This is a genomic window from Parasphingorhabdus sp., from assembly GCF_059726685.1.
In genome coordinates this window covers 169,969-189,625 of the sequence record NZ_AP041068.1, presented here as the reverse complement: position 1 = coordinate 189,625, position 19,657 = coordinate 169,969, and the positions used below count along the sequence as shown (strand labels likewise).

21 protein-coding genes are annotated in these 19,657 nt (G+C 55.6%); 11 read left to right on the top strand and 10 right to left on the bottom strand.

What is annotated here, in order from left to right; all coding sequences use genetic code 11:
- Window positions 1-10 precede the first annotated feature (10 nt).
- Complete coding sequence (locus AC6I9Z_RS00910) at window positions 11-1,120, top strand: agmatine deiminase family protein (RefSeq protein ID WP_461457858.1); 1,110 nt, start codon at window positions 11-13, stop codon at window positions 1,118-1,120.
- On the opposite strand, the gene AC6I9Z_RS00905 is transcribed toward AC6I9Z_RS00910, so the two are convergent.
- The 3 genes from AC6I9Z_RS00905 to AC6I9Z_RS00895 are packed head-to-tail and all read right to left on the bottom strand — an operon-like array spanning window position 1,117 to window position 4,096.
- The gene (locus tag AC6I9Z_RS00905; protein ID WP_461457860.1) at window positions 1,117-2,580 is read right to left on the bottom strand and encodes a carotenoid oxygenase family protein; all 1,464 of its coding nucleotides are present in this window, start codon (window positions 2,578-2,580) and stop codon (window positions 1,117-1,119) included. The genes AC6I9Z_RS00910 and AC6I9Z_RS00905 overlap by 4 nt on opposite strands.
- A complete protein-coding gene (gene dapD / locus AC6I9Z_RS00900; protein WP_461457862.1) occupies window positions 2,580-3,416 on the bottom strand; it encodes a 2,3,4,5-tetrahydropyridine-2,6-dicarboxylate N-succinyltransferase in 837 nt (278 codons plus the stop codon). The genes AC6I9Z_RS00905 and dapD overlap by 1 nt, the downstream gene beginning before the upstream one ends.
- Window positions 3,413-4,096 carry a pyrimidine 5'-nucleotidase gene (locus tag AC6I9Z_RS00895; RefSeq protein ID WP_461457864.1) on the bottom strand — a complete coding sequence of 228 codons (684 nt, stop codon included), beginning with the start codon at window positions 4,094-4,096 and terminating at the stop codon, window positions 3,413-3,415. The genes dapD and AC6I9Z_RS00895 overlap by 4 nt, the downstream gene beginning before the upstream one ends.
- A gap of 111 nt (window positions 4,097-4,207) precedes the next feature.
- Here AC6I9Z_RS00895 and AC6I9Z_RS00890 point away from each other — a divergent pair, with 111 nt between their 5' ends.
- The gene (locus AC6I9Z_RS00890) at window positions 4,208-6,571 is read left to right on the top strand and encodes a S8 family peptidase (protein ID WP_461457866.1); all 2,364 of its coding nucleotides are present in this window, start codon (window positions 4,208-4,210) and stop codon (window positions 6,569-6,571) included.
- Window positions 6,572-6,810: 239 nt separating this feature from the next.
- Here AC6I9Z_RS00890 and dxs read toward each other — a convergent pair whose 3' ends face one another.
- The 3 genes from dxs to AC6I9Z_RS00875 all read right to left on the bottom strand — a co-directional run bounded on the left by dxs (window position 6,811) and on the right by AC6I9Z_RS00875 (window position 10,012).
- Window positions 6,811-8,739 (bottom strand): 1-deoxy-D-xylulose-5-phosphate synthase, encoded by a 1,929-nt coding sequence (gene dxs / locus AC6I9Z_RS00885; protein WP_461457868.1) that lies wholly within the window; start codon window positions 8,737-8,739, stop codon window positions 6,811-6,813.
- Window positions 8,740-8,868: 129 nt separating this feature from the next.
- Window positions 8,869-9,327 carry a Fur family transcriptional regulator gene (locus tag AC6I9Z_RS00880; protein WP_109354311.1) on the bottom strand — a complete coding sequence of 153 codons (459 nt, stop codon included), beginning with the start codon at window positions 9,325-9,327 and terminating at the stop codon, window positions 8,869-8,871.
- A 277-nt stretch (window positions 9,328-9,604) separates the two neighbouring features.
- Window positions 9,605-10,012, bottom strand: coding sequence for a MerC domain-containing protein (locus AC6I9Z_RS00875; protein WP_229955110.1), 408 nt, complete (start codon window positions 10,010-10,012; stop codon window positions 9,605-9,607).
- Window positions 10,013-10,153: 141 nt separating this feature from the next.
- On the opposite strand from AC6I9Z_RS00875, the gene AC6I9Z_RS00870 reads away from it, so the two are divergent.
- The 4 genes from AC6I9Z_RS00870 (at window position 10,154) to rpsI (ending at window position 12,714) form a co-directional block, all read left to right on the top strand.
- The gene (locus tag AC6I9Z_RS00870) at window positions 10,154-11,224 is read left to right on the top strand and encodes a COX15/CtaA family protein (RefSeq protein ID WP_461457871.1); all 1,071 of its coding nucleotides are present in this window, start codon (window positions 10,154-10,156) and stop codon (window positions 11,222-11,224) included.
- Entirely contained in the window at window positions 11,221-11,544 is a 324-nt protein-coding gene (gene cutA / locus AC6I9Z_RS00865; protein ID WP_461457873.1) for a divalent-cation tolerance protein CutA, read from the top strand. The genes AC6I9Z_RS00870 and cutA overlap by 4 nt, the downstream gene beginning before the upstream one ends.
- A gap of 157 nt (window positions 11,545-11,701) precedes the next feature.
- Window positions 11,702-12,181 (top strand): 50S ribosomal protein L13, encoded by a 480-nt coding sequence (rplM, locus tag AC6I9Z_RS00860; RefSeq protein ID WP_461457874.1) that lies wholly within the window; start codon window positions 11,702-11,704, stop codon window positions 12,179-12,181.
- Window positions 12,181-12,714: a 30S ribosomal protein S9 gene (gene rpsI / locus AC6I9Z_RS00855; protein ID WP_109354307.1), complete on the top strand. Its 534-nt coding sequence runs from the start codon at window positions 12,181-12,183 to the stop codon at window positions 12,712-12,714. The genes rplM and rpsI overlap by 1 nt, the downstream gene beginning before the upstream one ends.
- Before the next feature lie 504 nt (window positions 12,715-13,218).
- Here rpsI and AC6I9Z_RS00850 read toward each other — a convergent pair.
- Window positions 13,219-13,620: a DUF1489 family protein gene (locus AC6I9Z_RS00850; RefSeq protein WP_461457877.1), complete on the bottom strand. Its 402-nt coding sequence runs from the start codon at window positions 13,618-13,620 to the stop codon at window positions 13,219-13,221.
- A 310-nt stretch (window positions 13,621-13,930) separates the two neighbouring features.
- On the opposite strand from AC6I9Z_RS00850, the gene AC6I9Z_RS00845 reads away from it, so the two are divergent.
- The gene (locus AC6I9Z_RS00845; RefSeq protein WP_497811105.1) at window positions 13,931-14,284 is read left to right on the top strand and encodes a hypothetical protein; all 354 of its coding nucleotides are present in this window, start codon (window positions 13,931-13,933) and stop codon (window positions 14,282-14,284) included.
- Window positions 14,285-14,294: 10 nt separating this feature from the next.
- On the opposite strand, the gene AC6I9Z_RS00840 is transcribed toward AC6I9Z_RS00845, so the two are convergent.
- Both AC6I9Z_RS00840 and mgtE read right to left on the bottom strand, forming a co-directional pair.
- Complete coding sequence (locus AC6I9Z_RS00840; protein ID WP_461457881.1) at window positions 14,295-14,822, bottom strand: GNAT family N-acetyltransferase; 528 nt, start codon at window positions 14,820-14,822, stop codon at window positions 14,295-14,297.
- 3 nt (window positions 14,823-14,825) lie between these two features.
- Window positions 14,826-16,235 carry a magnesium transporter gene (mgtE, locus tag AC6I9Z_RS00835; protein WP_461457883.1) on the bottom strand — a complete coding sequence of 470 codons (1,410 nt, stop codon included), beginning with the start codon at window positions 16,233-16,235 and terminating at the stop codon, window positions 14,826-14,828.
- 180 nt (window positions 16,236-16,415) lie between these two features.
- On the opposite strand from mgtE, the gene AC6I9Z_RS00830 reads away from it, so the two are divergent.
- Genes AC6I9Z_RS00830 through AC6I9Z_RS00815 form a run of 4 tightly spaced genes read left to right on the top strand, consistent with a single transcriptional unit; the run spans window position 16,416 to window position 18,792 of the window.
- On the top strand, window positions 16,416-16,865 hold the full coding sequence (locus tag AC6I9Z_RS00830) for a peptidylprolyl isomerase (RefSeq protein WP_461457885.1): 450 nt from the start codon (window positions 16,416-16,418) through the stop codon (window positions 16,863-16,865).
- Between the two features lie 18 nt (window positions 16,866-16,883).
- Window positions 16,884-17,309, top strand: a complete 426-nt coding sequence (locus AC6I9Z_RS00825; RefSeq protein WP_461457887.1) for a hypothetical protein — start codon at window positions 16,884-16,886, stop codon at window positions 17,307-17,309.
- Between the two features lie 23 nt (window positions 17,310-17,332).
- Window positions 17,333-18,229: a glutathione-dependent disulfide-bond oxidoreductase gene (gene yghU, locus AC6I9Z_RS00820; protein WP_461457889.1), complete on the top strand. Its 897-nt coding sequence runs from the start codon at window positions 17,333-17,335 to the stop codon at window positions 18,227-18,229.
- Entirely contained in the window at window positions 18,229-18,792 is a 564-nt protein-coding gene (locus AC6I9Z_RS00815) for a carboxymuconolactone decarboxylase family protein (protein WP_461457891.1), read from the top strand. Before yghU ends, AC6I9Z_RS00815 begins: the two co-directional genes overlap by 1 nt.
- 8 nt (window positions 18,793-18,800) lie before the next feature.
- Here AC6I9Z_RS00815 and AC6I9Z_RS00810 read toward each other — a convergent pair whose 3' ends face one another.
- Window positions 18,801-19,634 (bottom strand): LD-carboxypeptidase, encoded by an 834-nt coding sequence (locus AC6I9Z_RS00810; protein WP_461457893.1) that lies wholly within the window; start codon window positions 19,632-19,634, stop codon window positions 18,801-18,803.
- Between the last annotated feature and the right edge of the window lie 23 nt (window positions 19,635-19,657).

The window sequence follows — 19,657 nt, the reverse complement described above, 5'->3', positions numbered from 1 at the left end:
GGAGCACATCATGATCTCACGCCGGAATTTTTCAAAACGCGCGAGCGCCTTGGGTGCACTCGCGGTATTTCCCGGTATTGCGGCTTGCACCGCGCCCGCTGAAATGACCGGTTCCGCTTTCTGGATGCCCGAAGAGGCCGATCCGCACGAACGCACTTTCATGCAATGGCCGGTCAGCCGCGTGGTGCATTCTGATCCGGTCTTTCTGAATATGCTGCAACAATCCATTGCTGATGTCGCCAACGCCATTGCCGAATTTGAACCCGTAGTGATGTTGATGGACAAGCGGTTTGAGTCAAAGGCGCGCCGCAAATTGTCAGACGGCGTCGAAATCTGGAACATTGCCACAGATGACCTGTGGTGCCGCGATTCCGGGCCCTGTTTCGTGCGCGATGAAGCCGGGACATTGGCGGTGCGGCATTTCAACTTTAATGGCTGGGGTAACAAGCAGGTTCATGACAATGACGGCAAGATTGCTGCCGCTGTCGCGGAGCGATTGGGACTGGAGCTGCTCGACAACGGTCTGGTTGGAGAGCCGGGCGGACTGGAGTCCGACGGCGTCGGAACCGTGATCGCGCATGAATCGAGCTGGGTGATCGCCAATCGCAACAAAGGCAGCAAGGCGGATATCGAAAAAATGATCCTGGAAGCCGTCGGCGCAGATAAGATGATCTGGGCGCCCGGCCTGAAGGACAAGGATATAACGGATTATCATATTGATGCGCTGGCGCGTTTTACAGAGCCCGGCACGATTTTAATCCAGCTTCCCGGCGAGGAAGAATATCCCGGTGATCCGTTCACCAACGCGGCGCATGAAACCTATGAGATTTTGCGCAACGCCAGCGATGCGAACGGGAAACCGTTTGACCTGGAAATATTGCTGGAACCCTATGATATCAGGGTGAAGGCGGAAGATTTTGTGGCTTCCTATGTCAATTATTATGTCTGTAATGGCGCGGTGATCGCAGCGCAATTTGGCGATACGGAAGCCGATACCAAGGCCAAGGAGATGCTCGCGCGGCTATATCCGGGGCGCGAGATCGTCATGCTGAATGTTGACCCGATTGGTGAATGCGGCGGCGGTATTCACTGCGCGACACAGCAGCAGCCCAAAATTTAGGCCGCCCCGATCTGGTCCGCCGAAGCCCAGGTGGCGTGGGTGCCGCTGCTGATCCGGTGGGGCAGGATGATCGTGCAGACCGGGCCGGCTGATATGTCCTTGGCATCGACGATGATACACTCGCTGCGGTCCTGCGCCATGTCGGTGATGAAGCTGATCAGATAACCGTCATCCTCCGATTGCGGGTTTTTGGACGGAACGAATGGCGCTTCCGAACCAAAGCGGTCATCGCCAAAATAGAACCGTTCCGCCGTGCCGGTTTCCAGATCATGTTTGACCACACCGTTGAACAGAAACCAGCCGGGGTGACCGGTAACGCTGTAGACATAGCGATAGGGCTGCCCTGCGATTTGCTGATTGAACATGCCAAACTCGACTGGATAGTCATCAAACAGCGTTTCTTCACGCGTCTCGCCGGTTTTCAGGTTGAACCGCCAGCGGTGCAGCTCTGGCTGAAAACTGTGGAGATCGATGCTCGCGCCCATGCTTTCGTAGCCGGACGGGAAATCTGTCAGCGGCTTTGGCACCGGCTGATTCTGGAAATAGCCGTCGAGCACCAGCTCATCGCCCTCTTCAAAGGCATTGGCCCAGTGTAGCACATAGGTCGGTTTGGCATCAAACCACTTTATGTCTTCCGGCTGCCCCATGCGCGGGATGATCCCGAATCGCGTGGGCTCGTCGGGATGGTAAGACGGGACATAGAGATTCTGCTCGATCAACTCCGGCTTCCAGTAGAGCGGGCAGTCGTTGAAGATCGCATAGTTTTCGGAAAATGCCATGTCATGCGGCAGGCGTGCGCCGGGTAATTCGACCGGAATGAAATGCTTAAGCTGATCATCCGGACCGACGACGCCATATTGGAGATAGGGCGCCTTGGTGCTGTAATTAAAGAACAATAACTCGCCGGTTTTCTCATCCACTTTGGGATGGGCCGAAATACCGTCTTCGGGCACCCAGTCGGCAGTGCCCAATGTGTCCAGTGTTTCAGGATCAAGCTGGTAGCCTTCGCCGCACTGGTAGAAGGTGGAGAGGATTTTCCCGGCATGAACGACAACGTCGGTCGAGCTGCTATCCTTCACGCTGCCATGCGCGCCCCAGCCAGGCCGTTTGGAATCGCTGGGCCTGCCCATGATCCCGACCCATAGAGGTTCACCCGCCTCCTGCTCGGCCTCAAATCCCTTGGTACGGACAAAGCGGTTGCGATAGCTGGCCTTGCCGTCCCTGATGCGAAGGGCATGGATCATGCCGTCACCGTCAAAGGGATGATAGCGGCCGATACTGTCATGCACCGGGTTTTCGGTGTTGCGGATGTAAACGCCGTCTATGTCCGCCGGGATCTTCCCGATAACTTCGAGTCTGTCCGTGTCCAGTTCTTCAAATACCGGTGTCCAGGCGCCGTTGCGATAGGGATGGTCATTCGCCTCCAACGTAGTCTTGATCTGGTTCACCGGTATGTTCATCAATCCCTCAGCAGTTCATTAATCCCGGTCTTCGAACGCGTTTGCGCATCAACGGTTTTGACGATCACGGCGCAATAAAGCGATGGACCGGGGACGCCATCAATATTGGCCTTGGGCGGTGTCGCGCCCGGTACAACAACAGCATAAGGCGGAACTTCGCCGATGTGAACCTTGCCGGTTACTCGGTCGATTATCTTGGTAGATGCGCCGAGATAAACACCCATAGAGAGCACAGCGCCCTCGCCCACGCGCACGCCTTCTGCAACTTCGCTGCGCGCCCCGATAAACGCGCCGTCTTCGATGATCACAGGGCCTGCCTGCAATGGTTCAAGGACGCCGCCAATGCCGGCGCCACCGGAAATATGGACATTCTTGCCAATCTGCGCGCAGCTGCCGACGGTAGCCCAGGTGTCGATCATGGTACCTTCATCAACAAAGGCACCGATGTTAACGAAACTTGGCATCAGCACGGTATTGCGGCCGATATGCGAGCCTTGGCGTACAACCGCGCCGGGCACGGCACGGAAACCGGCTTCGCGAAAACGGTTCTCGCCCCAATCGGCAAATTTGCTTGGCACCTTGTCCCAATAGTTTGCGCCGCCGGGTCCTTCGATGACCTGATTGTCGTTCAGGCGAAAAGATAGCAGCACCGCTTTTTTCAGCCATTGGTTGACGACCCAATTGTCGCCTTGTTTTTCGGCGACACGGGCGCTGCCATTATCAAGGCTGGCGAGCGCGGCATTGACCGCATCGCGTTCCGGCCCCTGACTGGTGATGCTCAGCGAGTCGCGTTTTTCCCAGGCGGCTTCGATGGCGTTTTGCAATTCGGTGGTCATGGTGATGTTTCTTCCCTGTTCAATGAGAGGCCAGTTACCCAGCTTTCCAAGTCGGTAATTTCATGATCGATATAGTCCGGAGCATGATCGCGTGCGCCCCATTCCGAACCGGTATTGACCCAGATGGTGGTCATGCCCAAATCTTTGGCCGGACGCAAATTACGCGCCATATCTTCGACAAATAAAGATCGTTTCGGATCAATGCCGGTGGTGTTGATCAGGCTGTGATAGGCGGCTTTTTCCGGCTTCGGAACCAGATCAGTGGCGAGCACATCGTGAATCTGGTCAAACAGTCCGCCAAGACCGCGATTATCCAGCACCCGCTCGGCATAGGGCCGGTCGCCATTGGTAAAGACCAGCTTCTCGCCGGGCAAAGCCGCAATCGCGCTGTGTAGGTCTGGTGCATGAGACAGGCGGCTCATGTCGATATCATGAACATAGTCCAGAAAATCCTTTGGATCGGTGCCGTGATGATGCATCAACCCCGCAAGTGTCGTGCCATGGTCGTGAAAATAGGTTTTCTGAATTTTCTGCGCTTCGGCGATATCGCAACTCAGCATTTCGGCGACATACTGCCCCATTTTTATGTCGATTAGCGAGAATAAATCGCATTCTGCCGGATAAAGGACGTTATCCAGATCGAAAATCCAGTGGTCGATATGCGAAAATTCCGGTGGCATGGCCACAGCGCCTAATCACTCCGCCGCACGTCCGCAAGCGCTGATCGATGTTAAGCTGTCGGTAACGCAGATTGCCTATAGCTTTTTGGTTAATCGGGAAGACGGGGTAATATGAAAAAGCATCTGGCGGGTCGGGCGACTTATTTTGCAGCAGTGGTAACACCACTGATCCTCTTGTCAGCTTGTGGTGGTGGAGGCGGCAGCGACGCCAGACCATCGCCAACGCCGGCACCTCCTACGACGGCGCCGACCCCCACGCCAACACCGACTCCAACGCCTACTCCCACTCCGACACCAACACCGACCCCTACGCCAACGCCTCCAGCGACCAATTTCAACACTGCCGAATTTCGCCGATCCGATGGTCCAACCCAACATGGCGCGATATCCGCGTATAATGCCGGCGCGACGGGCGATGGCATTATATTGGGCGTGATCGATAGCGGCGTAAACGCGAACAGTGCCGAATTTACCGGACGCATCCATCCCGATAGCGGTGATTTTGCAGGCACGCGCGGTATTGGCGATGAAGGCGGCCATGGATCAGCGGTGACATCCGTTGCTGCTGGCAGCAAGAATGACAGCGGAACGCACGGCATCGCATTTGACACGGATATACTGGTCCTGCGTACAGACAGTCCCGGCAGCTGTGCGATGGATGATCCCGATGATCCGGATGATGACGGTTGCAGTCATAATAGCGGCGCGATTGCATCGGCGATCAACCAGGCACGGGTTAGTGGTGCACGGGTGGTCAATATTTCCCTGGGCGGGCCGGATATCTCAAACAGCGTGCGCAATGCGGTTGCCAATGCCGCCGCCGCCGGGGTGGTCGTCGTCGTTTCTGCCGGAAATGACGGCACAGCCACACCCGATGGCTTTGCGGCGGGCATCGCCGATAGTGGCAACGGGCATGTGATCATAGCAGGCTCTGTCGGAGCCAGCGAGAATATCTCGACATTCAGCAACCGCGCGGGAAGCCAGGCCGCCAACTATCTGGCGGCGCTCGGTGAGCGGGTGCGGGCCGATGACAATCAGGATACCGCTTTTCTGTGGAGCGGTACGTCTTTCTCCGCGCCGCAGATTTCCGGCGCCGTGGCGTTGCTGGCGCAGGCTTTTCCCAATCTGACCGGTGCACAGATCGTCGATCTTTTATTTACCAGCGCACGTGATGCAGGTGATGCGGGAAATGACGCGGTCTATGGCAACGGCGTGCTCGACATCGCGGCGGCCTTTCAACCGCAGGGACAAAGCTCTTTGGCTGGCAGCCGTCAGGAAGTCGATCTTTCTGCGGCCGGTGGCCAAACCTCTGCCGCAATGGGGGATGCCGCGCTGCAGGGGCAGAATGTCGGCGCGATCATATTGGACGGCTTTGACCGGGCTTTTGCGCTGAACCTCGCGCATGACCTGAAGGTGGCGGTGCCGGAATATAAGTTAACCGGCGCGCTTAGCGGAGACCGCCGTAATATGGTGGCATCGAGCGCGGGCATGCAGATAGCGGTAAATATCCGGCGTAATCCGGTCGGGTTGATCGGGCGTGATAATCTGACGCTGTCGGACAGTAACGCACGCAAGGCGCGGATGCTGGCTGCATCGGTGATGACACAGGTTTCGCAAGAGATGAAGGTGGCCTTCGGATTCCGGAAAAGCGCCAGCGGGCTGGTTGCACAGATGCAAGGTGCAAGCCGGCCGGCCTTTCTGGTTGCGCCAACGCCGACGGGAGAGCGCGGTTTTACCGGACAGGTCAAAAGCGCTCTGGCCATGCGGCGCGAGATTGCGGGCTTTGGCTTGACCGCGAGCGCCGAAAGCGGCGTTGCCCGGGTGGATTCGGATGAAGATCGGCTGGATGACCTGACTGGACTGGGCCGCCAACGTTACCGGTTTAGCGGGCTGGGTCTGGCGATTGATCGCCGGATTGGTGCCGCATCGCTCAGCATTGCCGCCAATTGGCTCAGTGAAGGTGACACGATTTTGGGCTCGCGTTTTGTCGACACTATCGGTGCGCGCGGCGCGCAAAGCTGGTTTGTCGATGGGCGTGCCGGATATGATATAGGCAATGGCTGGCGCGCCGGGGCAAGTTGGCGGCAAGGCTGGACGCAAGTGGATAGCGCTAGTCTGGTCACCGGCGGAACGCTCAAGACCTCCAGCTTTGCGGCTGATCTCAGCAAGACCGGACTGTTCAGCACTTCCGACCAGATCGCGTTCCGCTTTGCCCAGCCGCTGCGCGTTTCATCGGGCGGGTTGAACCTCAACCTTCCGGTTGGTTACAGCTATGAAACCCTGCAAACCGAATTTGGTCAGCGGACGCTGAATCTGGCTCCGCAAGGCCGCGAACTGGTCAGCGAACTTGTCTATGCGACACCGCTTTGGGGCGGGTATCTCAACACCAACCTGTTCTGGCGGCAGGAGCCGGGGCATTTTGAGGCGCTTAACGATGACTTTGGCGCGGCAGTGCGGTTTCAGCTGAAGTTTTGAGGAGGTTTTTTTAGACCTCAAGCGCCGGGCGCGGGCATCCGCCCGCTTGGCTTTCCTCGCATAAGCTCGGGCGCGCAGTCGCGCTTGCCTCCGCTATGCGTCGGATCAGCGCGACCTTCTACACAAGTCTCAAGAGCATCGTCCGAGCGTAGCGAGGCAAGGCCGACTGGCCGCCGCGCCCTATGGCGCGATAGCCAAGCGGGCGGATGCCCGCGCCCGGCGCTTGAGGGCTTAATAAATCAAGCCCGCGCGCCGGTTTCCTCTATACTGGCGCTGTTATGCCGCAGCGCTTTCAGCACCGTGTCGACAATACCATCGGCGTCGAGGCCGGCTTCGGCATATTGCACGTCCGGTTTATTCTGTTCCTGAAATGCATCCGGCAAACGCATGGTGCGGATTTTGAGACCCGCGTCGGTCAGACCCGTGTCGGATGCTAGTGTCAGGACATGCGCGCCGAGCCCGCCAACTGCGGCTTCTTCGACAGTTACCGCCACCTCATGGGTAGTCAGCAATTTGCGGATCAATTCCTCATCCAGCGGTTTGGCAAAGCGCAGGTCCGCCACGGTAGTGCTGAGCCCTTTGGCATCGAGACGGTCGGCGGCTTTCTGCGCCTCGCCGAGACGCGCACCGAGTGACAGGATGGCAACCTTGCTGCCTTCGCGTACGATACGGCCCTTGCCAATTTCCAGCTTTTCCAGCTTTTCCGGTATCTCCACGCCCGTGCCATTGCCGCGAGGATAGCGGAAGGCAATCGGACCTTCGTCATATTCTACGGCGGTGTAGGTCATGTGGGCCAGTTCAGCTTCATCCGATGCCGCCATTACCACCATATTAGGCAAGGTCGCGAGATAGGTAATGTCAAAACTACCCGCATGGGTGCTGCCATCCGCGCCGACTAGGCCCGCGCGGTCAATCGCAAAGCGCACTGGCAGGTTCTGGATCGCGACATCATGCACAACCTGGTCATAAGCACGCTGCAGGAAGGTTGAATAGATTGCTGCAAAAGGTCGCATCCCTTGTGCGGCCAAACCAGCCGCGAAGGTCACGCCATGCTGTTCGGCAATGCCAACATCAAAGGCGCGATCTGGATGGGCCTTGGCAAATTTGTCGACGCCGGTGCCGGATGGCATGGCGGCTGTGATCGCGCAAATGCGCGGATCATTGTCAGCCAGCTTGGCCAGCGTCTCGCCAAAAACATTCTGATAGGCTGGTGGTCCGCCGCCCGGCCCCTTGTCCTGCTTGCCGGATACCACATCAAATTTAGCAACACCGTGATATTTGTCCGCCGCCGCTTCAGCAGGGCCATAGCCTTTGCCCTTTTGCGTAACGCAATGGATTAGGACCGGCCCCTCGGCATTATCGCGGACATTTTCCAGCACGGGGATTAACTGGTCCATATTATGACCATCAATCGGGCCGACATAATAGAAGCCCAATTCTTCAAATAACGTACCGCCCATCGCCATGCCCCGCGCATATTCTTCGGCTTTTTCCGTTGCACCATGCAGACGTCGGGACAGTTTCGCGGTAAGCTTGCTCGCAAATTTGCGGATGCCGAGATATTCGCTGGAGGAGACTAGCCGGGCAAGATAGCCGGAAAGGCCCCCCACTGGGGGTGCAATCGACATGTCATTATCGTTCAGGATCACAACCAGACGGTTGCCGGCTGCCTGCGCGTTATTCATCGCTTCATAGGCCATGCCCGCGCTCATCGCGCCATCGCCGATGACGGCAATGCCCCGGCCCGGTTTGCCCGCCATCTTGTTGGCAACCGCAAAGCCCAGAGCAGCGCTTATAGAGGTGGAGCTATGTGCTGCACCAAACGGATCATATTCGCTTTCGGTGCGCTTGGTGAAGCCTGACAGCCCGCCGCCCTGACGCAGCGTGCGGATACGGTCGCGGCGGCCGGTGATAATTTTATGTGGATAGCATTGATGGCCGACGTCCCAGATCAGGCGATCTTCGGGCGTGTTGAACACATAGTGGATAGCAGCAGTCAGCTCGACCACGCCCAGTCCGGCGCCCAGATGGCCGCCAGTGACGGAAACTGTGTCGATAACTTCGGCGCGCAGCTCATCAGCAAATTGTCGCAACTGCTCCGGTTTCAATTTTCTCAGATCCGCTGGAAACGATACTGTATCCAGAAGCGGTGTTTTTGGATCTGGCATATTTACTCCCTGTTTCGACCCAGTTTTAACGAACTTGGCCGATAATGTCGAACTTTCAGCAGAAAGCCCCTGAATATTTGCTGACGATGGATTGTAGACGACTCTATTCTTGGTCGTCAAAAATTGCCTTTAGCTGCATTTCTGGCAGATGCCACGCACTTCGATCACCGGCCGGATCGAGCTGAAACCCTGTTCCTGCGCCACGCCGCGCACTTTTGCCGATAGGACGTCATCATCAATATGGGTTGCCTCTCCGCATGTGTCGCAGACAAGGAACATGCAGTCATGCTCACAGCCGGGGTGGCTGTTGGCGAGATAGGCATTGGCGCTTTCCACCCGCATGGCGAGGTTCTTGGCAACGAAAAGATCGAGAATGCGGTACACGCTGTTGGGCGCAACGCGTTTTCCGCGTGCGGCCGATACCAGCTCGGCTATGTCATAGGCCGAGGCCGGACGTGAAAAACCGGCTAGTGCCTCGAAAATCGCTGCGCGTGTGTCGGTCCATTTTTCGCCGGCAGCCTCAAGATTATGGCGCGCGGCATCAGCGAGAGACTCGCCGTGATGTTCATGATGATCATGTTTTCCCATGGCTGTGATTTAGGGATTTTTGGGTGCGGGGGCAAGAGGTGGAGTCTTTATTTGACCTCAGGCGCCGGGCGCGGGCATCCGCCCGCTTGGCTTTCCTCGCATAAGCTCGGGCGCGCGGTCGAGCTTGCCTCCGCTTCGCGTCGGATCGGCGCGATCTTTTATGCAAGGTCTGTGAGCATCGTCCGAGCAAAGCGAGGCAAGGCCGACCGGCCGCCGCGCCTTATTGGCGCGTAGCCAAGGGCACGGATGTGCCCGCCCGGCGCCTGAGGGACTAAAATTAATGCGTCGCGCGGTAGTTCAGGTCGTGGCCCAATGCCAAAATCCCGACACCCACCATAGTGAACAGGATTTCACCACTGCCGTGATCGCCCTGGTGGCCTATGGTAATGGCGCCTGCCATGATGCCGAGGCCGAGACCGCCGATCGCGGCTGGCATGATATAGCCATGATCCATTACGCCGCGGCCGAGGGTGAACAGACCGAGAGCAATGGCCACGCCAATGCCGATTTCATGGACGATCGGATCGAGCAATGCGCCCGCCGCCGATGACAGCAAAGCAACAAATACCATCGTGGATATGCAATGGACCAGACACAGGCCAGAAACAAGCACCGCGATACGGTCCCATAATCCATCCTTGCCCAAAAGGCCGTCTTTGTTCCAAAGGTTCGACGTCGTAAACACGACTCAGCTATCCATTACATTGTTTGTTTATTCAGATATAGGCCGCCAAGTGTTAAGATACAACATATCATTCTGCAATATGTGTCAGTTTTTGGAGTGCAATACTTGCCAGGCAGTGGTTTTGGTATCACATAGCCGATCATGAGCAGTTTTGCCCAGTCTCAGGCGCCTCTAAACGGCGCGTCGCAAAGTCGGCCGATAGCTATTGCCAATTGGCTGTTGTCGGTCGCTTTTCTTGTTTTTGTCATGGTGATTGTCGGCGGTATTACGCGGCTGACCGAATCCGGTCTTTCGATTACCGAATGGAAACCGATCATGGGCGCAATCCCGCCGCTCAATGAAGCGGACTGGCAGTCGGAATTTGAAAAATACAAGCAGATCCCCGAGTATATCGAAATAACCGGCCCAGCGGGCATGACTCTGTCGGATTTCAAGTTCATCTATTTCTGGGAATGGGTACACCGGCTGCTCGGTCGGGTGATCGGCTTGGCCTTTGCGCTGCCATTCCTCTATTTCGCGGTGAAGCGCGCCATTCCGGCTGGCTATGGCTGGCGCTTGACCGGCCTGCTGTTTCTCGGCGGCCTTCAGGGTTTCATTGGCTGGTGGATGGTCAGTTCCGGTCTGTCAGAACTGACCGATGTCAGCCATTTCCGGCTAGCGACCCATTTATTGATGGCTTTGTTCATCCTTGCCTGCCTGGTCTGGACGGCGCTTGATCTGAAGCGCCTGGCTGGCGGCGCGGCCAAGCCGTCTCGTATGACGGGCTTCGGTCTGGCGGTCGCATTTGTCCTGTTCCTGCAATTGCTCTTCGGTGCTTATGTGGCTGGCCTCAACGCGGGCTATGTCTCCAATACATGGCCGCTGATGAATGACCATTTTGTGCCCAAAGGCATCGACTTCACTTTCGGTGCATGGGCGGCGATAAATAATGACCCCTATCTCACGCACTTCATTCACCGCTGGTGGGCGTGGATCACGGTCGGCTTTCTTATCGTGCTAGCGCGCAAGGTTCGCGGACAATCGCGCATGGCATCCGTCGCCATTCACAGTGCGTTCGGCACCCAGATCTTGCTCGGTATCGCGACTGTGATGACCGGGATGGATATAACACTGGCGGTGCTGCATCAGGCCGTTGGCGCGCTGGTCGTTGCCTCGACCGCTTGGGGAATACATATATTGGGTCGTGATAATCCTGCTATAGTGAAGGCATGACCGATAAACCGGCCCAGATTTACACAACATTCGGATCAAGCGCAGAAGCCCATCAGGTTGCGCGGACATTGCTGGACGAGCAGCTAATCGCCTGCGCCAATCATCTGGCGCCAGCTGTTTCGCAATATGTCTGGGAAGGGGAGTTTTGCGAGGAACGGGAATATCCGGTCCTGCTCAAAACGATGGAATCAGCGGCGAAAGCCGCAATGGCGCGGCTAAAAGCGCTGCACAGTTACGACACGCCAGCGATACTATGCTGGTCCGCCGATGACAGTGACGCCGACTATGCAAAATGGCTTGCCGGACAGATCGCGAAATAGGTTGCGGTATTATTATACCCGTCAGCAAAGCCGCAGTTTCGCTTGACTTGAGGCGGAAACATGGTCATTAGCGCCGCATCGGCCGGGCTTTGCGCTCGGCTTTTATCATTTTGATTCGTCGCTCTCCTGAAAAGAGGGCTCCAAAGGAGTAAATCCCATGAAGGGTATCACCAAACAGACGCAGTCGGTCAAACCCGCAGACGTCGAAAAGAAATGGCATATTATTGATGCCGAAAATCTGGTTGTTGGCCGTGTTGCCACGATCATCGCCAACATCCTGCGTGGCAAGCACAAGCCAAGCTACACCCCGCATGTGGATTGCGGCGATCATGTCATCGTGATCAATGCTGGCAAAGTGAAGTTCACTGGCAACAAGACCAAAAACAAAATCTATTACAAGCACACCGGCTATCCCGGCGGCTTGAAAGAGCGCACAGCGGAAAAAGTCCTCGAAGGTCAGTTTCCTGAGCGCGTATTGGAAAAAGCGGTTGAGCGCATGATTCCAAAAGGCCCGCTGGGCTTTGCGCAAATGCGTAACCTGCACCTCTTCAATGGCACCGAGCATCCCCATGCTGGCCAAGACCCACAGCCGCTCGACGTGGCTTCCATGAACCGCAAGAACAAGGTGAGCGCATAATGTCTGATGTAAAAACCGATCTCGCTGATCTTAAAGAAATTGCCGGCGACGCCGTAACCGATGCGCCTGCTGCTGAAGGCGGCGCAACCGATACAGCTGAGCCACCCGTATCAACCATGCCACTGCGCGAGCAGGAGCTGGATCAATATGGCCGCGCTTATGCAACAGGTCGTCGTAAAGACGCAGTTGCACGTGTCTGGCTGAAGCCTGGCAAGGGCAAGATCACGGTCAACGGTCGCGATCAGGAAACCTATTTCGCACGGCCAACCCTGCGTCTGGTTCTCAACCAGGTTTTCGCGATTACCGATCGTGAAGGTCAATATGATGTTGATGTTACGGTCAAAGGCGGCGGTCTTTCCGGCCAGGCTGGTGCTGTGAAACATGGTATTTCGCAGGCCCTGACCAAATATGAGCCAGCCCTGCGCTCCACGGTCAAAGCGGCAGGATTCCTGACCCGCGATAGCCGTAAGGTTGAGCGTAAGAAATACGGTAAAGCGAAAGCGCGTAAGAGCTTCCAGTTCTCAAAACGCTAAACCGCGATACCATATCCAAGTTTCGAGAAAGGCGGCCCGAGGGTCGCCTTTTTTATGCCTTCTCCACGTTTGCTGCCGGGGTGCATTGGGCATGTTGTGATCGGGGCCCACAGGTACAAAAGAAAACAGGCCGGATCGCTCCGACCTGTTCCCCTGTTATTCTGTGAATGTGACGACACTCACTGAATCATCCGTTTCCCAGGTAGATGGCGGGTCACCATGGTTGACGGGAAACTTGTTTGTCGTTCCGAACAATGACCGTCAGTTGGGGGTGGGGGGACGCGTCATCGTTCTGCTTGGATGGATACAGCCAAGCTATGATTGCCAATTGGAAAAAATGGACATGCAAGTCATTGCAAAAATGACGTTTTTATCCCATTTGGCGATTAAGTTGATGAAAAAACAATAAATATTCCGCAGGAATTGGCTTTACAAGAAAAGTGTTATCTCTTTGATATTATTCAGGAAAAAATTCGCTGCTATATGCGATTGGCCTTCAGAACCTTAAACTAGCCCGAGTTTCGACAGTTCGCCAAGCATTTCGGCGGGCATTGCCTCGGCCCCTTCTGCGCCTTCGCCCAAATCAGGCGGTGCATCCTTTTCTTCCAGATAACGCCAGCCCTGATGCGCACGGCGCGGTATGGTCTGTACGGCGATTAGCTTGGGTTCGAGCCGGATCCATTGGCGGCCTTCGCCATTTTCCATGAAACCGATAATTGGACTGCGCCCGACGATCTTCTTCTGGTGAATCCAATAGAGCGATCCACCGATCATTTCAGCATGACGCTTGGGCAAGTAGCGCGTTGTCAGCCGGGCCTCACCCTGTTCCGCGTGTGATTCCAGCCAAGCCCGCAACGTCGCGGGACTCTCGCTGCGAAACGCGATTTTGGTCATGTTGAGCGGCATGGAGCTTATGTGTGGGGCCCGGCCGAATTAGTCAAGCGGCCTTCGGATTTGGGATGCCGCTTGCAGCCTCGAAAGCTCTATTCATCGCATAGTCGATATTTTAGTTGCAAATGATTATCAATATCATACATTCAGAATCCTATCTGAAAGAGGAGAAGCGCATATGGGATTATGGTCGGGAAGGTCGGAGCCGGAAAAATCGGGAACCGGGAAATCAGAGATAAGCAATCTGAGGGCCGGCAGTCTCGCAAAACTGATAACGCCTTTACCCGACTTAATGTCGCTCGCTGCCTCAGAGGCAAGGATCATCATGTCATTGCGTGTCGCGGTCATGAGCCAGAAATGCTATCGTGACTCACGTCCCTATTTACAGGACCGTCTTGGCGGGGAGCTTGCGGCAAACCGTTTTCTAATCCTGGTTGAAGCCATTGGCGAAGCTTGGCCAGAAAGCGTTAAAATCGCTCGCGCCTGTTGTCCGCACACGATGCCGGACGAGATGTTGCTGCTGAACATGCTATGCTGTGTCAGGCAAGAGTGTCGGCCCGGTTTCGATGCGCTGATCTGTGAGATGATTGCGCCATGCGGACGCGATCGCATTTATACCGATATGCGTAATTTTGCTTCGGTCTATAAGCCTTGGCTGGTCGAAAGCCGTTCAGGATGAAGGCCGGGAATTATGACCTTTTTCGGTTGATGCGTTCAAACATTATAACGTCGCTATCCTTGTAGCGGCTGATCTCCGTCTCCCGATATCCCAGCTTGCCTGCCAGTTTTATAGACGGACCATTGTCTGGGCTGATGATACACACTGTTTTTTGCGGAGAAAATTTCTCATCCGCCCATTTTTGTGCCGCGGACATGGCTTCAAAAGCATATCCCTTGCCCTGACCAGCGGTTGAGAACATCCAGGCAGCCTCGTGAAAAGGGTCAAAATCCGGGCCCAGGCCGCGACGGAAATCACTGAAGCCGGCATCTCCAATATATAGATCGGTTTCTTTTTCAATGACAGCAAACAGCCCGTAACCGCAAAATGCCCATCGACCGGAATGCGCCAGAAAACGAAGCCATGCCTCGTCATCTTTCGACGGCTCCCGTCCAATATATCGCATAACTTCTGGATCCTGCGACATGGCTTTGTAAGCTTCAAAATCATCAGCGATATGAGGGCGCAGAACCAGCCGCTCTGTTTCAATTTTATGCATGCGCTAGAAACCAACCATCCCGCTTGCCACTGCAAGGCCGAGGAAAGCCAAAAAGCCCATTGTATCGGTGATCATGGTGACGAAGACGGATGATGCCAATGCCGGATCCTGTTTCATCCGTTCCAGCATGACCGGAACAAAAATCCCAGCAAAGCCAGCGATCACAATGTTAATAAGCATGGCCGCTGCTATGACCCCGCCGAGCATCGGATTGCTAAAAACCAGGGCCGTACCGATACCAATCAGCACGGCTATCGTCCCGCCATTCAGCATTGCTACGCGAAATTCGCGTATGATCACCCTGCGCGTATTGGACCGGGTCAGTTCGTTCATCGCCAGCGCGCGCACGGAAACCGCCATGGTTTGGGTACCTGCATTGCCGCCAATTGAGGCCACTATCGGCATGAGGACGGCGAGTGCGACCATCTGTTCGATGGCGGCGCCGAATATCGAGATTACGAAGCTCGCAATCATCGCGGTGGCGAGGTTGGCAATCAACCACTTTACACGTGATTTATAGCTGTCGCGGATCGGTTCGTTAATATCGCCTTCGCCAGCACCGGAGAGCAGCAGGACATCCTCACTGGCTTCATCTTCGACAATGTGGAGGATGTCATCCACCGTGATCATGCCGATCAACCGGCCGTCTTCGTTGACGACAGCAGCCGAGATCAGATTATATTTCTGGAATCGCAGCGCCACTTCTTCCTGATCCATGTCGACCGGGATCAAGGTCTGTTCCCGCTTCATGATATCGGCAACCGCAATGTCCCGGGGCACCCGTAAAATCCAGCTAAGCTGACAGGTCCCGACCGGTTTATAGGATGGATCGACTACATAGACTTCCCAGAATTCGGTGGTCAGGTCCCCATGTTCGCGCAGATAGTCAATCAGCTGGCCGACATTCATATGCTCTGGCACGGCGACCAGATCCCGCTGCATGATGCGGCCTGCGGATTCCTCGGGATAGGTAAGGGCACTCTCGATAACCGCGCGGTCTTCGTCATCCAGCTCGGCCAGAACAGCTTGTTGTTCGCCTTCCTCAAGGTCCTCGATAATCGCGACAGCATCATCGGTTTCGAGCTGTTCCGTAAGGTCTGCAATCTGGCCAGGTTCCAGAATCTCGATCAGATCTTCGCGAACATGCTCGTTCATTTCCGACAAAACATCGGCGCTGACCAGATCGCCCAGTGCCCCGGCTAGCGGCGCGCGCTCATCCTCGTCGATCAACTCGAACAGATCGGCAATATCGGCATTGTGCAACGGGTTGACCAGTTCCTGCGCGAGATTGGCATTGCCTTCGTCCACCGCCTCGGAAACTGAACGGACAAATTCGTCGGTCAGGCGGTTGTCTTCATCCAGGCGTGGTGGTGCAACATCTTCCACTTCAGGAGCGTCTGTCATCTCGGTCATGGCGATGCTCCCCTTTTCTGGTCATTGGCGTCACATGAGGCGGGTTTGTAATAGCTGTGCCGGTATAATTGCAATCTTTTGTGACATTTATCGAAAGCAGCGGGTGATTTTTACGAATGATCCCCCTATATGCAGGGCCATAGATTTTATCACCGAAACATAAATCACAAGGAACAACCCATGGCGCATGAAAAAATGACCCTCCACCTCAATACCGGCGATGTTGAAATCAAACTACGCCCCGATCTGGCACCCGGCCATGTTGAGCGGATTACCGAGCTGGCATCGGAAGGCTTTTATGACGGTGTTGTTTTCCACCGTGTGATTGACGGTTTCATGGCGCAGGGTGGTGATCCAACCGGCACAGGCATGTCCGGTTCCGACAAGCCGGATATTCCGGCCGAGTTCAGCGATGCTCCGCACAGTCGCGGCGTTTGCTCAATGGCTCGTACAATGGATCCAAACAGCGCGAACAGCCAGTTTTTCATCTGCCTCGACGACGCGGGCTTCCTTGATGGCCAATATACTGTCTGGGGCGAAGTGACGAGTGGTATGGATGCTGTTGATGCCTTGCCCAAGGGTGAGCCACCAGCAGAGCCCGGCTCGATCAAGAGCGTGACACTGGGCTAAAGGCCAAGCGGCTCAACTGTGAAAAACGCCTTCCTCTCCGGCCTCGCATTGATCAGCCCGTTGCTGGTGTCCTGTGCGGCCGGAGATGATGAATCAGACAGCGCTGAAATTCAGGTAACGACACCCATTGATCCCGCCGCCGCCGAAACCGGTCCCCTTGCCGACATGCAGGGGCAATGGGTGTCTGACAACAATTCCGCAGATACTATCTTGGTGGAGGGCAGCAGCTTCCAAACCCTCCGGAATGGTGAACTGCAAGGCGAAGTATCGATCATTTTTGTCGATAGCTGCAAGACACGCGTGCCCGACATGGGTGGTAAAGCATTCGTTTTGCGCGGAAAAGAAAAACAAACCTGCTATCTGCTCTATTCCGTGTCAGAAGAAAAACTGAGCTACATTGATGGCACTCGCGGGAGAACATCGCGTTTCACGCGGAAAGAATAGACTGGCAATTGGAGACTGAAGCAATGACCGACAAACCGGCTGAATATACCCCACCTAAAGTCTGGACATGGGATAGTGAAAGTGGCGGGCGTTTTGCCAATATCAATCGCCCGATTGCAGGCCCGACCCATGACAAGGAACTGCCGGTCGGCAAACATCCGTTTCAACTCTATTCGCTGGGCACACCCAATGGGGTGAAGGTCACGATCATGTTCGAAGAGCTTTTGGAAGCCGGAATCAGCGCAGCAGAATATGATGCGTGGCTAGTCAACATTGGTGAAGGCGCACAATTTGGCAGCGGCTTTGTCGATATCAATCCGAACAGTAAAATTCCTGCATTGCTGGATCACAGCACAACCCCGCCAACCCGGCTTTTTGAATCCGGTTCCATGTTGATCTACTTGGCCGAGAAGTTTGACAAATTTCTTGCAAAGGAAGGCGCGACACGTGCGGAAACAATCAACTGGTTGATGTGGCAAATGGGCAGCGCGCCCTTCCTCGGCGGCGGGTTCGGCCATTTCTACGCTTATGCACCGGAAAAATATGAATATCCGATCAACCGCTATGCAATGGAAGTAAAGCGGCAGATGGACGTTCTTGATCGTCATCTGGCGGACAATGAATATTTCGCAGGCGATGACTATAGTGTCGCCGATATGGCGATCTTCCCCTGGTATGGCGGGTTGGCACGCGGTGTTCTCTATGAAGCCGGTGAATTCCTCTCGGTTCAGGACTATAAAAACGTCCAGCGTTGGACCGCACAAGTGGGTGAGCGGCCAGCGGTCAAGCGCGGCATGATGGTCAACCGGCCTTATGGCGAACCGGAAACACAGTTGCACGAACGCCATGATGCAAGTGACTTTGAAACCAACACGCAGGACAAGCGTATCGCGCGCGGTGAAGTCGAAGCGCCGGAATAATGCGCCTCGGTAAGCCTCGCATCGCTCCGCTATCCGATACGGATATGGACGACGAGCAAAAAGCGATGCTGGGCGAGCGTTTCCAGCAAGGCCCGGTCTTCAATATTTTTCGGACACTGGCCCGCGCACCAAAAGCGTTCAAGGCCTTCATGTGGTGGGGCGGCTATATGCTGTCGCGCCACAACAGCCTGCCGGAGCGTGAACGGGAAATTATTATCCTGCGGACCGGGTTTAACTGGAAATCCGGTTATGAATGGGCGCAGCATGTTCGCATCGGTAAAGATGCCGGGATAACCGATGAAGAGATTGAACGGATCAAACAAGGACCGGATGCACCGGGCTGGACGCCTCTGGAAGCCGCGATGCTGCAGGCGACGGATGAATTGACGAGCGACAGCTTTGTGACCGACGAAACCTGGTCCGCACTGTCTGAACTCACCGAGAAACAGCGTATGGATCTGGTCATGACCGTTGGCCAATATACCCAGGTTTCGATGATGCTGAACAGCTACGGAGTGCAGCTGGATGAAGGTTTGGAACTGGACCCGGATTTAAAAGCTTAGGCTGAGTTTCAAGCCGGCAAGACTCCGAACGGAACAACCTTGTTGTCCACATCATGACCGATATCCGCTCCGCCCAGATAGGGAATGGCATAGCGATCACATAGGCGCTGGACGATTTCTTCGGCTTCTTCACCGAAGGGCCGGTTGTTCTCCGGCACTTCGCTGACCCGGCCGAGGCGGATACCTGCGAGACTTTTGTCTGCCAGATGTGTCGTGACATTGAACAGCGCGCGGTCGAAGGCGTAGAGATATTCGGCAATTTCCTCGATCATCAGCACGTGGCCTTTAAGATCGGGCAGCAAGGGCGTACCCACCATCATCGCCAAAGTCATCAGGTTGAATGCGGCATATTTCTGACCAGCTTCAACATGCGGTTCCAGCGCGGTTTTGTCACGGTGCACCAGCCAGTCGAGCCCTCGCCGGACGGCTGCCATACCGCCATCGCGCCGCATGTCGACCGGCATCGGACCATGCGCCTGTGTGCCAATACCCGCTTTGTATAAAGCGCCGAGCAAGTTGCCGCCGTCGCTATAACCCATATAATGTTTGTCGTGCGTCGCTGGTTCCAATCGCGCTAAAATATCGTCGGTGATCCGCGCGGCTCCATAGCCACCGCGTGCAAACCAGATGGCATTAATCGTCGGATCATTGGCTAGTGACAGGAAGGCAGCGGATCGCAGTTCGTCCTTTCCGGCAAAATGCCCTTCAATGGCAAAGCATTGATCGTGGAAAACCAGCTCGGCTTCGGGGTGGCTTTGGCTGGTGAGGGCGATGAGCTGTTCGGCCTCCTCTTTATATAAGGGCGTTGACGGCGCACAAATGCCGATCCTGAACTGTCCCACGATATTTTTATCCCCTCCACCTT